The 14237-nt window shown below is 66.6% G+C and carries 10 protein-coding genes and 4 pseudogenes; 7 read left to right on the plus strand and 7 right to left on the minus strand.

Annotated features, from left to right (window positions below; all coding sequences use genetic code 11):
• Window positions 1-8 precede the first annotated feature (8 nt).
• Window positions 9-965: a sigma-70 family RNA polymerase sigma factor gene (locus IE258_RS17840; RefSeq protein WP_189744621.1), complete on the plus strand. Its 957-nt coding sequence runs from the start codon at window positions 9-11 to the stop codon at window positions 963-965.
• Window positions 966-1062: 97 nt separating this feature from the next.
• Here the strand turns inward: IE258_RS17840 and IE258_RS17845 are convergent, their stop codons facing one another.
• Window positions 1063-1503, minus strand: a complete 441-nt coding sequence (locus tag IE258_RS17845) for a VOC family protein (RefSeq protein ID WP_189744623.1) — start codon at window positions 1501-1503, stop codon at window positions 1063-1065.
• Between the two features lie 594 nt (window positions 1504-2097).
• Here IE258_RS17845 and IE258_RS17850 point away from each other — a divergent pair.
• Window positions 2098-2379: pseudogene (locus tag IE258_RS17850) on the plus strand (winged helix DNA-binding protein); the annotation flags it as partial.
• Window positions 2380-3121: 742 nt separating this feature from the next.
• Here the strand turns inward: IE258_RS17850 and IE258_RS17855 are convergent.
• Window positions 3122-3364 carry a cation:proton antiporter regulatory subunit gene (locus tag IE258_RS17855; RefSeq protein WP_229892218.1) on the minus strand — a complete coding sequence of 81 codons (243 nt, stop codon included), beginning with the start codon at window positions 3362-3364 and terminating at the stop codon, window positions 3122-3124.
• Between IE258_RS17855 and IE258_RS41240 the strand changes: the two are divergent.
• Window positions 3275-3484, plus strand: a pseudogene (locus tag IE258_RS41240) (NAD-binding protein); the annotation flags it as partial. The gene IE258_RS17855 and the pseudogene IE258_RS41240 overlap by 90 nt on opposite strands.
• Before the next feature lie 115 nt (window positions 3485-3599).
• Here the strand turns inward: IE258_RS41240 and IE258_RS17865 are convergent.
• From IE258_RS17865 to IE258_RS17875, 4 genes and pseudogenes are all read right to left on the minus strand, one after another.
• Window positions 3600-3836, minus strand: coding sequence for an NAD-binding protein (locus IE258_RS17865; protein ID WP_229892189.1), 237 nt, complete (start codon window positions 3834-3836; stop codon window positions 3600-3602).
• Entirely contained in the window at window positions 3829-4143 is a 315-nt protein-coding gene (locus tag IE258_RS41735; protein ID WP_308434192.1) for a potassium transporter TrkG, read from the minus strand. Before IE258_RS41735 ends, IE258_RS17865 begins: the two co-directional genes overlap by 8 nt.
• A 97-nt stretch (window positions 4144-4240) precedes the next feature.
• Window positions 4241-5305: pseudogene (locus IE258_RS17870) on the minus strand (TrkH family potassium uptake protein); the annotation flags it as partial.
• Window positions 5306-5429: 124 nt separating this feature from the next.
• Window positions 5430-6218 (minus strand): potassium channel family protein, encoded by a 789-nt coding sequence (locus tag IE258_RS17875; protein WP_189744627.1) that lies wholly within the window; start codon window positions 6216-6218, stop codon window positions 5430-5432.
• On the opposite strand from IE258_RS17875, the gene IE258_RS17880 reads away from it, so the two are divergent.
• The 4 genes from IE258_RS17880 (at window position 6208) to IE258_RS17895 (ending at window position 13122) form a co-directional block, all read left to right on the plus strand.
• Complete coding sequence (locus IE258_RS17880) at window positions 6208-6795, plus strand: hypothetical protein (RefSeq protein WP_189744629.1); 588 nt, start codon at window positions 6208-6210, stop codon at window positions 6793-6795. The two genes, IE258_RS17875 and IE258_RS17880, sit on opposite strands and share 11 nt — an antisense overlap.
• A 268-nt stretch (window positions 6796-7063) precedes the next feature.
• Entirely contained in the window at window positions 7064-7960 is an 897-nt protein-coding gene (locus IE258_RS17885) for a hypothetical protein (RefSeq protein ID WP_189744632.1), read from the plus strand.
• On the plus strand, window positions 7903-12588 hold the full coding sequence (locus IE258_RS17890; RefSeq protein ID WP_229892190.1) for a DUF6531 domain-containing protein: 4686 nt from the start codon (window positions 7903-7905) through the stop codon (window positions 12586-12588). Before IE258_RS17885 ends, IE258_RS17890 begins: the two co-directional genes overlap by 58 nt.
• 6 nt (window positions 12589-12594) lie before the next feature.
• Complete coding sequence (locus tag IE258_RS17895) at window positions 12595-13122, plus strand: hypothetical protein (protein WP_189744635.1); 528 nt, start codon at window positions 12595-12597, stop codon at window positions 13120-13122.
• A gap of 670 nt (window positions 13123-13792) precedes the next feature.
• On the opposite strand, the pseudogene IE258_RS17900 reads toward IE258_RS17895, so the two are convergent.
• A pseudogene (locus IE258_RS17900) lies at window positions 13793-14137 on the minus strand (hypothetical protein); the annotation flags it as partial.
• Window positions 14138-14237: the final 100 nt, after the last annotated feature.

Genomic DNA, 14237 nt, shown 5'->3' on the forward strand with positions numbered 1-14237 from the left:
TGGTCCACGTGGACAGCACGGCCGCTGATCGCTTCGGCACCAGCCTGTTCGAGGCCAGCCGGAACCGGCTGGCCTCCCTGGCGTACCGACTGCTGGGATCCGCAGTTGACGCCGAGGACGCCGTACAGGACGCGTTCCTGCGCTGGCAGGCCGCCGACCGGCAATTGATCAAGGTACCGGAGGCGTGGCTGACCAAGGTCGTCACCAACCTGTGCCTGGACCGCCTCCGCTCGGCACAGGCCCGCCATGAACGCGCGGTCGGCACATGGCTGCCCGAACCGCTGCTGGACGGTGACCCGATACTCGGGCCGGCCGACACGTTCGAGCAGCGCGAATCGGTTTCCCTGGCCGTGCTGACTCTCATGGAGCGTCTCTCAGCCCTCGAACGAGCGGTCTACGTCCTGCGGGAGGCGTTCTCCTGCAGTCATGCCGAGATCGCCGGGATACTGGACCTCACGGAGTCCGCGAGCCAGCAGCATCTCCACCGGGCCCGGCGTCGCATCGACGCCGGGCGCAGCGGCAGTGGCGAAGCGGTCGATCCCGCGTCCGCCCGCAGGATTGTCGAGGAGTTCCTCGCCGCCGCATCCTCGGGCCGTACCGAACGGCTGGTGGCACTACTCACCGACGACGCGACCGCGGTCTCCGACGGGGCCGGCCTGACCAGGAAGCTGCTGCGGTACGACACCCCCCGGCGTATCGCCGCCGTCGCACGGGCCGGTTTCACTCCCACGGCTGCGAAGCGACGGTTCGCTGGCGGCGCGCTCGCCGTCCAGTACGCGCACGTCAACGGCACCCCCGCCCTCCTTTTCGTACTCGGTGACCGGATTGTAGGCGTCGTGACGTTCGACCTCACCCACGGCAGGATCGCAACCGTGCGCGGCATCGCTGCTCCCTCCCACCTCACCCGCATCAACGAGGCATGGCAGCGGCACGAACCGGGCATGCCGCTCATCACCCAGTGGTGAACGACCGCGCGTTTCAAAGCGGACGTCGATGAAACACGCGCGAGGTTGAAGGCGGCGGCTGGACGAGTGATGAGTGCACCGGTCCCGTCGTGAGTCCTCAGTTGAGCTGCTCGGCCAGCCCAACGATGATGCCCTCCGGCCCGCGGACGTAGCAGAGCCGGTAGCTGTCCTCGTACTGTGCCAGTTCGCCGACGAGTTCTGCGCCGTGAGTGCGCAGGCGGGCAACGGTGCCCTCGATGTCGTCGACGGCGAACATGACGCGATGCGTACCCAGAACGTTGTGCGGCTGTTTGCGCGGTCCGGGACTGATCGACGCAGGGCTGTAGTACTTCGCCAGTTCGATTCGGCTGTGCCTGTCCGGGGTCCGGAGCATCGCGATGCCGCAACGGACGCCGTCGAGTCCGGTGCACTGGTCAGCAACGAGGCCGCCGACCTCCGCCTGGCCCTCCAGCTCCATGCCAAGTTCCACGAAGAACGCGATGGCGGCATCCATGTCCTCGACCACGATGCCGACGTTGTCCATCCGCTGAATCGTCATGCTGTCCTCTCCCGTCTCGTCATACTCTGCAATCGCTGTACTTCTGGGACGTAGCTGGTGGCGCGCCCTCGACATGCTCCGTCACGAATCTGGTTCCGCTCAGCTCAACATGCAGCTCGGCGTGCCAGGGCGAGACCATGACCCCTACGGATGGCCGTGCCAGACGGCTGCACAGGGTGCCTTGCCGAGTGGGGGAGGGGGCGTTGTCTTCGTAGATCTTCTGCGCCGCGCCGACGACCTGACGGGCATACCGCGAATAGAGGCAGCCGGTCCAGGCTCAGCGTTCACCGCTGCCGACCTCCTGGGTGCCGTCCCGGACGGGGAGTTCGAGGAGGCGATGGTGAGCTGACGGGGCTGGGTAGGCAGTGGGAGCCCCTTCACGCGGTTCGAGCATTGCGGCGCGAACTCACGGGGGGCGGATACTTCGCGGGCTTCTTGGAAGGCGTAGATCCGGTTCCGCGTCAGCCTTGACGACGAGCGAAGTGTGCGGGCCGGGATTCAGCGGAGTGTGCCTGCCACGACGGGTATGAGAGCACTCTCCGTCGTCCAGCGCGATAACTGGGAGTACAGCTTGCCCGGAATTCCTGAACCCCTTTGGAGGAGCTGATCCTGGCTGGACAACTCCCTCGGGGGTCTCCGGTCATCGTGTCCACGGACAACCGCCGGGAGACCCTGCTGCGCCTCACGGCGGAAGGACGCCGCACGGTCGAGGAGGTCACCGCCCGGCGGCGCAGGGAGATCGCCCTCATCGTCGAACGTCTGAGCGCGCAACAGCGACTGGCGCTAATGGATGCCCTGGCCGCCTTCAACACGGCGGGCGCAGAGCCCCTCGCTCCGTCTGCCGCCACCGAGCCGTCCCCTCTCGGTTGGGAGTGACGGCACCGTATTGTGTCTTGCGAACCCCACTGACCAGCAAGCCTGAGCGAGGCCAGTGCGGGTGAGGCGCGGTAGCTCGCCGCGCCTCGTTCGTTGCCGGACTCCGGCAGCGAACAGATGCTGAATGTCCGCTACTTCATCCATGGACCTCTCATGACGGCATCCGGCAGCATCAGAGGGGCAGGTACGAAGGGGGAACCGGCAGGTGATCTCCCAGCCTCACGACTACCGGCGCTGACAGGGGAGCCTTCGGATGCTGGCAGATGGACAGGCGAAGGATCAGGTCGTGGGTCGCGGCCATGCGCAGCGCGCCCCGAGGGATCTCCGGACTGGGAGTGGTCCTTGGTCGTGCCCGGAGCCGCCAGGTGTGGAACGGGGCAGGGCTGCTCCCATCGTCGTTCACGCCCCCACCTTCATGGAGGGGCGTGCCATGTCGCTTCAGGGCAGGGTCGTCGGAGTGGCACACGGCGTCCAGGACATCATCTTGTTGGCACGGCGGCACGGCGGCACGGTGTAGAGCTGGAGGTCGAGGAGTTGGACCGCACTCCCCTCGTCGAGTGGCGGGGAGGCGGCGGCGCCTGGGGCCTGTCAGAGGCAATGCTGCCCATGAGTCGATGAGATGGGGGGTGTCCTCCGGGCGAGTGCGGGGCCACCGACGGACGGGGGCCCTGCCTGTCGGTGCGGCCCGTCCAGAAGAAGCCTCACCCGCAAATCGGAGGCTGGGCGAGCTTGCGTCTTCCGCTCAGCTGAGGTTTGCGAAGGTCTCCACGGCCCGCGTCTTCCCGGTGACCACGATGACGTCCCCAGCCTGGACGACGGTGTCGGCGGTGGCGTAGGTGAAGTCCTCGCCGGGGCGTTTGATGCCGACCACGGTGACGCCGTACTTGCTGCGGACGTGGCTCTGTCCGAGCGCCACCCCGGTGGCGACTTGGGGGGCTACGGTCTTGACCAGGTCGCCGACTGCACGGATCCGGAAGTCCTGCACCAACTCGGCGTCCACGACTTCACCAGCGCGGTCGTCGGTATCGGAACCGACATGGAGGCCAGCATCCTGGTCGCCTCCAACCTGCTGGACGCCGGCGTGCCCAACATCTGGGCCAAGGCCGTCAGCCGCCAGCACGGCCAGATCCTCGAACGCCTCGGCATCCACCATGTGGTCCTCCCCGAGCACGACATGGGCGAACGCGTCGCCCACCTGGTGACCGGCCGCATGCTCGACTTCATCGAGTTCGACGACGACTACGCCCTGCCGAGTGGGTCAGGCTGTCACTGTGCTTCTGGACCAGGCGGGCGTCCGTGTCGATGCCGAGGACGTCCCAGTCCCTGCGCATCAGCTCGCTGGCGAGGGAGCTGCCGAAGCGGCCCAGGCCGATGACGGCGACCCGCTGGTCCTTGGTGCGATGCAGCCCTGCGGCGGGGCGTTTGCGGCGGCGCAGTACACGCAGTGGGTTAACCAATGACGGGTCGCTCCTCGGGCAGTTCATAGCGGCGGGTGCGTTCGCGCAGTGCCAGCGCCGAGACCAGGGTGATCGGTCCGAGCCGGCCGACGAACATCAGCAGGACGAGGATCAGCTGCCCGGCCTGGGGGAAGTCGGCGGTGATGCCGGTGGACAGGCCCACGGTGCCGAAGGCGGAGACGGCCTCGAAGAGCACGCCCTCGAACGGCAGCGACGTCATGCTCAGCAGGGCGAGTGTGGCCGTCATGGCCAGCGCCACCCCCACGAGGGCGACGGTCAGCGCCTGGCGCAGGACGTGCGGAGCCAGCCGGCGTCCGAGGACGGAGGAGTGCGGTTCCCCCCCGCACCTCGGCGGCGATGGCGACGAGGAGGACGGCGAAGGTGGTGACCTTGATCCCGCCCGCGGTACCGGCGCTCCCGCCGCCGATGAACATCAGGACACACGTCATCAGCAGAGTCGACGGCTGCATGGCTCCCACGTCGACGGCGTTGAAGCCGGCGGTCCGCGCCATGGCGGAGTGGAAGAATCCGTTGAGGAGCTTGTCCGGCACCGTGTGGGGGCCGAGGGTTGCGGGGTTGGTCCACTCCAGCAGGCAGGTCAGCACGGTGCCCGCGGCCAGCAGGACGGCCGTGGTGATCAGGGTAAGTCTGGTGTGCAGCGTCCAGTTGCGCAGGCCGGTGGTGCGATGACGGTTGCGGTGACGCAGCAGTTCCAGCAGTACAGGGAAGCCGATGCCGCCCAGAATCACGGCCGCGGCGACCGGCAGGGTGATCCACGGGTCGTCGGCATAGCGGGTGAGGCTGTCTCCGTGCAGTCCGAAGCCTGCGTTGTTGAACGCGGAAACAGCGTGGAAATAGCCGTGGTGCATCGCGTCACCGATGGAGAGGCCGTAACCGTATCGAAGGCGCAGGGAAAGGGCGGCACCGACAGCGGCCTCGACGGCGAAGGTGGTGCCCGCCACCCCCAGCAGCACCCGGCGCACGTCCCCGATGCCCAGGCTCTTCGTCTCCGCCTGGGCAGTGAGCTGCAGCTTGAGGCGCAGCTTCCCGGACACCAGCAGGGCTAGCAGGGACGCCATCGTCATGATCCCGAAGCCACCGACCTGGATCAGAGCCAGGAGCACACCCTCACCGAAGTCACTCCAGTACGTCCCCGTGTCCACGACCGCCAGTCCCGTCACGCAGACGGCGGACGTGGCCGTGAAGAGGGCGGTGACGAAGGCCGTCGAGGTGTCCGCCTCCGAGGCGAGGGGGATGGCGAGCAGCACCGCGCCGATCACGACCACGACGGCGAAGGCCATGACAACCGTGCGGGCAGGGTGCGCGGCGAACAGAGCGTGCCGTGCCGCCACGAAACGTCCTGCCACCTGCTTCCTTCCTGTACGTAGGCGGTCACCCGTCACGACAGAGAGCAACGCGCCACCCGGCCGCCCGGACCTGGGACGGCGGTCACCATACCCGGTCCACATGCTCCCCTTCGGGCCCGGCACGGCGGACGCGGTGCTGAGCTCGCGGCATGGCCCGGTCCCCTGACGGCCGGGACGACCAAGGTGCCCAGTGCGACGCCGTCCTCCCGCAGACGCCCGGGGCGTTTCATTTATGCTCTGGTGCCGGAGCCGGGAGAACGTTCAGCTCGGATGGTGTTCCTTGCGGGGCCCGCAGCGTTGCCACCTGCGCCCGCAGCGCCTGCACCTCCTCCGTCAGCGCCTCGATGGCCGCCGTCTGCCGCCGTTCCTCCGCATCGTCCCTCTCGAAGCGGGAGATGAACCAGGCCGCGATGTTCGCGGTGACCACACCGAGCAGTGCGATCCCGGACAACATCAGCCCGATCGCCAGCAGCCGGCCAAGGCCCGTCGTCGGCGCCATGTCGCCGTATCCGACGGTCGTCATCGTCGTGAACGCCCACCACAGTGCGTCCCCCAGCGTCTGGATGGACGCCCCGGGTTTCCCGCGCTCCACCTCAAGCACTGCCAGCGCCCCGAACACCAGCAGTCCCAGACACGACCCCGTGACATACGTCGTCACCCTGACCTGCGAGGCCATCCGCGCCCGCTGCCCCGCGAGCAGCAGCATCGACACCAACTTGAGCAGCCTCAGCGGCCGCAGCAGCGGCAGCAGGACCGCCAGCAGCGCCAGCGGATGGCTCCGCACGAACCGCAGCCGGTCCTTGCTCAGCCACAGACGTACGGCATAGTCGATCGCGAAGGCCGCCCACACCACCCAGTTGGCGACGTGGCAGGCGGACAGCACCCCCTCAGGGGCATCGGGCATGACCACCGGCAGGGCATAGGCGACGGCGAAGAGTACGGCGAGTGCCAGCAGCGGCCCCTGGGTGCGCCGCTCCCAGCGATCTGTGGTGTTCGTGTCGGGCATGCGGGCCATGGTAGAAAGCCGGCGCCGCGACCGGGCCGCCACGCCCCTCACCGCCAAGACGGAACCCGGTCGGCACCGATGCCGGGTATGGCTCTCGTCTGTTGCACAGGATGGTTCGCACCACCTGGCCACCCGGCATCTCACGACGAGTCGGCCGCTCGACGAGGGTGAAGCCGACGCCGTCGCGTTCTCCGCCCAGGACGCGGCACGACCCGTCCTGACCGAGGACGAGTCCGTGCAGAAACTTCTTCGCACCGGAACTGCGTCGCCCCTCTTCGAACTCGAGGCATCCGCCATCGCCACCGACCGGGTACGCGCCGTGCTCCTCGAACGGCTGCCCGCCGGGCAAAGCTTCATCAACGCCGTCGCCACCCAGCTCATGCTCAGCCCTCGAACCCTCCAGCGACAGCTCCGGGCAGAAGGCATCAGCTACCGGATCGTCCTCAGCGACACCAGGGAAAACTCGCTCCTGGCGTTATGGAACCGTGGCTCAGTGCAAGGGTGCGTCCGCTCGCGGAAGTTGCGTGCGGCTCTGGTCCCTTTGCCTTTTGGGCAGGTGCGGTTGCTGTCGCGGTCGGCCCCGTGATTCAGACGGCGGAATCCAGCCATGCGGTGGGGGGTGCCTGAAGGCGATTTTGCATGGGCCAGTTCTGAACTGTGCGTACTCGTTGCCGAGTTGCCTACAGATGACTAACGGGCGAGGGCATGACAATCAGCCAGTTCTCGGCACACCCCTTGATCGCGAGTCTGAAACTCCTCAGGATCTTGACCTTGTGCAAAGGTGCGTTGCCTTGTGTGCATGCGGTGAAAGGGGTGGGGGAGTGCTGGCGTCTGTGTCTGGGCGTGTGCGGGCGTTGATCGTGCTGGTGGTGCTGTCCGTGGTTGCGGGCGGCGGCTGGCTGGTCAAGGTCTCGGGCGGTGACGCCAATGGGGTCGACGAGGCGTACACCTATCGGGGCCCGCAGCCGGCGGCTCATCAGGAGCCGGTGACGCCGGAGCAGCGGCGTGAGCAGACGCGAGGCAAGGCGAAGCCCGTCAAGCCCCATGCGCTTCCCACGACGCAGAGCAAGCCGGCGACGGCGGCGCAGATCAAGCTCCTGAAGGAGAACCAGAAGCGACTGCGCTCCCAGGGGCCGAAGTCGCCTGCTGTGGCGGATCCTTCCGGCAGTTCAGTCAATCAGGCATCGTTCACCACCCGTGGTGGGGCGGCGACCGCTGCGTCGTATTCCGCCGGTGCTCTGTATGTGGTGTCGCAGGACCCGTTCGGGAACACGGCTGCCCAGCAGGGCGGCTTCCTGATGACGCTGGGCAACCACATTGGTGCGGCAGTGCCGGGGGAGCCGCTGCAGGTGTCGGCGGCGATCTGGCAAACCGGGGGTGAAGACGACGAGGTACACCCCGTCAAGGTGACCTGGAAGGTCGACTACTACGGTTGCCGGCTCAGCCAAGAGGACGTCCAGTCCTTCGACTTCGGTCAGACGGTGCAGGCGCCGACGCTCAACTCCGACCGGGTGTTCCCGGTGGTCAACGCGACGTTCACGGTGCCGACGACACAGTGCAGGTACCCGGTTCCGGCCTACACCATCCACATCTGCACGCAGGTGGCGGACGACCCCACGGACGAGGGGGCTGCGGCGCGTACAACATGTTCTACATCGTTCCTTCTCTGCCGGACGGTGCTGCATGTGCTGCGGTGTGCGGGGACGCGAGCGGTGCAACGGGCACGACGGTCATGCGCGCCGACCCGGTGAACACGGCAACGGGTGCCTTCACCGAAGCGTTCACCGACGCTCAGGTCCCCGCACCGGGTGTGCCGCTGTCGGTGGGGCGGGTCTACTCGTCCGACAACACGCTCACCGGTGCTCTGGGGAAGGGTTGGAACCTGCCGTGGGAGACGCGGCTGCAGCTTGAGGCGGACGGTGACGCGGTCCTGGTCGGCGAGGGCGGAACGCGGCACACCTATGCCAAGGCGTCGGGCGGCAAGTTCGGCACTCCTGCTGAGGCGCGTTCCACGCTGGCCGTTGACGGCAGCGGCTTCAAGCTGACCACCGCCGATCACGCGACCTACAGCTTCAACGGCTCCGGGCAGTTGACGGCGGTCAGCGACCGCACCGGCCGGGGCCTGACGTTGACGTACACCGGCGGCAAGCCCACGGCGATCACGGATGCGGCCGGCCGCAAGGCGGTCCTTGCCTATACGGGTGACCTGCTGGACAAGGTCACACTCGCGGATGGCCGTGTGGTCGACTACGGCTACACCGGTTCCCGCCTGACCAGCGTGACGGGGTTGGACGGCGAGGCAGAGTCCTACGGGTACGACACCGCGGGCCGCTTGAACAAGGTCACCGACGCTCGTGACAAGCAGATCACCTACAACGTCTACGACACCCAAGGCCGAGTGGCCAGCCAGACGGACGCTCTGGGACACGAGACGACGTTCTCCTACAGCAAGAACGGTGCCTTCGACCAGGTCGACGTCACCGCTCCGGACGGCGGCGTGTGGACGGACGTCTACTACCAGGACGTCCTGTTCACCCAGATCGACCCGCTGAACAACAAGAGCTACTACCGCTACGACGAGTTCTTCAACCGCACCAGCACCGTCGACGCAGAGATTCGCGAGACCCAGTACCAGTACGACACCTCAGGGCGGCTGAAGCGCCGGTCCAACTCTGCGTCGGACGAGGAGTGGAGCTACGACGCCAACGGCAACGTGAAGACGTACGAGGGTGGCGAGTACGACGAGTACACCTTCACCTACAACGATGCCAACCAGGTCGCTACGGTCGAGGATCCGCTGGGGAAGGTCACTTCGTACGGTTACGACGACACCAGCGGCCTGCTGAAGACCGTCACCACGCCCAGCGGTAAAACCACGTCCTACGGCTACGACACCGACGGCAACCTGACGTCGGTCACCACGCCGAAGGGCAACAGGACCACCTACACCTACTTCCCCTCCGGGCAGGTGAAGACGGTCGTCGATCCGCGCGGCAACGTTGACGGTGCGGACCCGGAGAAGTACACGACCGCCTACACCTACGACGCCGCCGGCCGCGTCAAGACCGTCACCGACGCCCCCGGCCACACCACCTCGCTCGCCTACGACGAGGTAGGCAACCTGCGCACGGTCACCGACGCAGCCCAGCGCACGACCGCATACGGCTACAACGATGCGGGCCGTCTGACGAGTGTCACCGACCCGGCGCAGAAAACGACGGTGCTCGGCTACGATCCCGTCGGCCGTCTGGTCAAGGAGACCAATCGGCGCGGCGCTACCGTCACCTACGCGTACGACAAGGCCGGCCACCAGATCCAGGTCGTGACCGCCCGGGGCAACGCGATCGGAGCGGACGCGAAGCAGAACACGTGGACGTTGGGCTACGACAAGGTCGGCAACCGCAAAACCGTCACCGACCCGCTCGGCAAGACGACGGCCTTCACCTGGGACGCCGACAATCGCCCGCTGTCGGTCACCGACCCGCTCAACCACACCCGCAGCGTCACCTACGACGACAACGGCAACCCCGAGAAGACCACCGACGGCCTTGGCCACGGGATGACGCTCGTCTACGACGACGCCGGACGCCTCGAGTCGTCCAAAACCTGGGCCGGCTACGTCAGCCGCTATGAGTACGACGATGACGGGCATCTGTCGGCCGAGGTCTCCCCCGAGGCCGAGCGCACCACCTACGGCTACGACGACGACGGCCGGCTCGCGAAACTCGTCGACCCCCGCGGCAACATCACCGGCGCCGACCCGACCAAATACACATGGTCCTTCGGCTACGACCCAGCCGGCCACCCGGCCTCCGTCACCGACCCACTCGGCGACCAGCGCACCACCGGCTACGACGCCGTCGGCAACATCACGACCGTCACCGACGCCCGCGGCAAGAAGACCAGTTACGAATACGACGCGCTGAACCGCCCGACGAAGGTCACCGCCCCAGACGCCGGCGCCACCACCTTCACCTACAACACAGCCGGGCTCCTGGAGACCAGCACCGACGCCAACAGCCACACCAGCACCTACGGCTACAACGCCGAAGGTCAGCTGACATCGGTTAAGAACCCACTCGGCAAGACCGTCTCCTACGAGTACGACCTCGACGGCAACCGCACCAAGTACACCAACGCCCGCGCGCAGACGATCACCACTACGCTCGATGCCCGCAACCTGCCGACAACGATCAGCTATTCCGACGGCACCCCCGCCCAGACCTACGTCTACGACGACGCGAGCCGCATCACCAAGGTCACGGACGCCACCGGCACCCGCACCCTGACCTACGACGACGACAACAAGATCGAAACGATCACAGCGCCGGGCGCGAGCAAGCCGTTCACCTACCGCTGGAACACCAACGACACCCTCAAATCACGCACTTACCCCGACGGCCGCTCCACCAGCTACACCTACGAAAAGACCGGCCGGATCACGAGCCAGACGACCAACAGCAAGGCCGTCTCCTACGCCTACGACAAGGCCGGCAACCTCACCACCGTCACCCTTCCCACCACCACGGCCCGCACCGAAACCCGCACCTACGACGCAGCCGGCCGGCTCGCCTCCCTGACCACGCCGACCCTCGACAACACCTTCACCTACGACGCAAACAACCGGCTGATCGCCGAAACACCCGCCGTCGACAAGCCGACCCGCTACGGCTACGACGACGCGGGCCGCATGACCCGGGTCTGCACCGACACCACGGCCACCTCCTGCCTGACCGGTACCACCGGCAGCACCTACACCTACGACAACGTCGGCAACCTCAAGACCGCCACCGAAGCCGGCACCTCCACCGCGTACACGTACGACGCCGGCGACCAGCTGCTGTCGACGACCACCGGCTCGGCCTCCACCGGCTACGCCTACGACGCCGACGGCAACCAGACCAAAGACGACGACGGCACCTACACCTACGACCCCGCCGGCCGCCTCAAAACCGCCACCATCGGCACCAACAACTACGCGTTCACCCACGACGCCGACGGCAACCGCACCGCTGTCAAGAAGAACAACACACTCGCCGGCACGTCCCTGTGGGACGTCAACAACGCCCTCCCGCAGATAGCCACCGACACCAACGCCACCGGCGCCACCGTCGCGGACTACCACTACGACCCCGACGGCACGGCCCGCTCCATGGACCGCACCGCCGGCGCCTACTACTTCACCCAGGACCGCCAGAACTCCGTCAGCACGGTCTACGACGCAGCAGGCACCGACAACTACCGCTACACCTACAACCCCTGGGGCAAGCCCACGGGCAAGGCCACCATCACCGGCGGACAGACCAGCCCCTATGGCTACACCGGCCAGTACAACGACCCCTACCTCCCCGACCGCCTCCAGCTACGCGCCCGCTCCTACGACACCGACCAGCGCCGCTTCACCACCCAGGACCCCATCCCGGCAGCCGCGGACAACCCCAACCAGTCCCCGTACAACTACGCCGACAACAACCCCGCCAACCTCGCCGACCCCACCGGCCAGTGCCCGATGTGCATCGGCGCCATCATCGGCTCCGTCGTCAGCGGCAGCGTCTACGCCTTCACCCACCAGGACGACTTCGACTGGGGCGACTTCGCCGTCGCCACCACCCAAGGCGCCGTAGTCGGTGCTGTCGGAGGCTTCCTCGCCCCCGCAGGCACCGCCCTCGCCAGCCAGCTCGGCCTCCAAGGCGGACGAGCCCTCGGCGTCGCCGTCGTCACTGATGCCGCCATCGGTATGGGGCTCACCTGGGCGATCAATACAGTCCAATGTCAGCCCACCACCCCAACAGACCTCCTCGTCGGCGCTCTTACGGGTGGGTTGGGGAATCTGATCAGGCCGGCCTGGGGCGCCCTAAGAAATGGCCTCAGGGGACTGGCCGCGCCCAAAGTCACGGTATCTGCTCACGCCCCAGGGCTGCCTCCGAGTGTGCGAGGCAATGGTGCCAGTAAACCGCCGTGGGCTCCTGCGAACACTTTCCCTGCCGGTCCGGGATGGACACTCGAAGGGCAATTGCAAATAGCTGATCAAATGGCATCGGATCTTGCCCGGAATAGCATTCCGTCAATCATTAAGAGGACTAGGGAGCGGAGTTACTCCGCCGCTGTCGATGTCCGAACGGGAGAAATAGCCGTTGGGTCTTCCGGAACGGTGAGGGCGGGAGCGCCGAGTTACTGCGCCGAAGGGAACGTATGTAACGTATTGGGCGGCGATGCCAACAACTTGATCTTCACGCACTCATACACCAATGTGCGTCAAGCCGACGGCTCGTACAAGGTGGACCTTAAGCCTGTCTGCGTGAAGTGTCAGGCAGACTATCCTGAGTCACGCTTCGTAGACGGAATCCAAGGAGCTCCCGATGGACCATGGGGCAGGTGAGACGGCGTGTTCGTAAGACTGCTGGATCTGGAGATCTCGCGCCACGACTGGCAGGGGATGCAGTGCGGCTGTGACAGGAGTGCGGCCCACGTCCCAGAAGACCTCTTGTCTGCTCTACGTGGCCGATTGCCTGATCGGGTCGGCGAAGGCTGGGCCGACAATCATGTCTACATCCAGTCGAACCTCATGCCTCCAGCGTTGGCTACAGCGTCCGTTATTGCAGCGGCCCTTGCGGACCGAGAGGTGCCGTTGGAATGGAGGCCCCACCTGCTTGCTGTGCTCAACCACATCGTGTGCGGCGAGCAGGATGACGTCGCTGATCAATGTAAGGATGTGGTGAGGGGTTGCGTGGAGCTCCTGTTTGAAGAGATTACGGCAGATCGATCCAGGATGGCTGCGGCATATGCCTTCGAGCTATTGATGGAGTTTCCGGAATTGAAGGACAGGTTGCGCTTTTATCAAACGGAAATGCGGGCGAATCTCCCCGACGATCTGCATCCAGAGAGGCTAGATCTCGACGAGTATCAGTCGTAAACGCAGATCATGTTCTACGGTCAGCGCAGAAGAATGCGGTGACGGGGGAGGACGGAGCTCGCACGGCGACGCATCTGCTTCATGATCCGTTGCTCCTGCTCCTGCTCCTGCTCCTGCAGGGGCAGGTGGGGTGACCACTGGCCACATGTCCGGTCGACGGCTGGCGAGTGGGGTGGCCTGGTGTCAGCGGTTCTCCCGGCTACGGCGCACGCGGATAGAAGGCCCCGCAGATCGGTGATCTGAACGCGGGCGGCATGGGGCGTGGGGAACTGGGCGACGGACATGGTCGGTGTGCCGAAGACCGTGGTAAGGATCCGCAATGGTTCTGAGGTGCGGCGCAGGGCCCAGGCCGCGGTTGAAGTGTTGGTGGTCAGGAAGCGGCAGGGCTCGGGTCCGATCACAAGCAGCTGTGCCCGGCGGCCGGAGGTGTCGAAGGGCGGTCCGCGGGCTCTGCGGTCACATTAGGTGACGTCGCAGGCGAGTCTGAGTCAGCAACAGTTCGATCTACCGGAGCAGAGCTGGCCAAGGCGCCCATCGTGCACGGTTGGGGGGCGACGATGAGTGTCCGCGCGGATGGCTGATCGCCGGCGTTTCGGCAGGGGTACCCCCTCGTGCCCAGCATCGGGCGGGCCGTTCCGTGAGCTTGCCTCCAATGCGGGTGTCACGGAGATACGCGACCCTTCGAACCGGGGCCGCCCACGCAGAACTCGGTGCGCTCGCCGAAGCCCTGACCGACCATGTCCTGCGTGACCACCTGGATGTGCGCACCGCAGTCCTTGACCAGCGCGGCGAGTTCCAGCAGCGCGAAGACGTCGAAGCGGTGGACCGCCGGTTCGGAGGCGGCGGGGTCCCGGTTGACGACGAGCAGCGACTCGGAGCTGTCGGGCAGCCCGAAGAACGCCTGCTTGCGGCGGAGTTTCCGCTTCCACAGGTAGGTGCGGGCGAGCCAGCCCAGCGTGGCGCTGATGCCCGCCGCGACCACACCCAGGACGATGTTGCGTACGTCGTCAGTCATGGGCGCGCATGCTAGCGGGCGTCGGCGTACCTGTGTTCGACGGGGCGTGGTGCCCCGGCGGGCGCGGGCTCGCCGCGTGCTCCTGACGCGGCCATGACGA

Source organism: Streptomyces tendae (assembly GCF_014650435.1).
In the GTDB taxonomy this organism is placed as follows: domain Bacteria; phylum Actinomycetota; class Actinomycetes; order Streptomycetales; family Streptomycetaceae; genus Streptomyces; species Streptomyces tendae.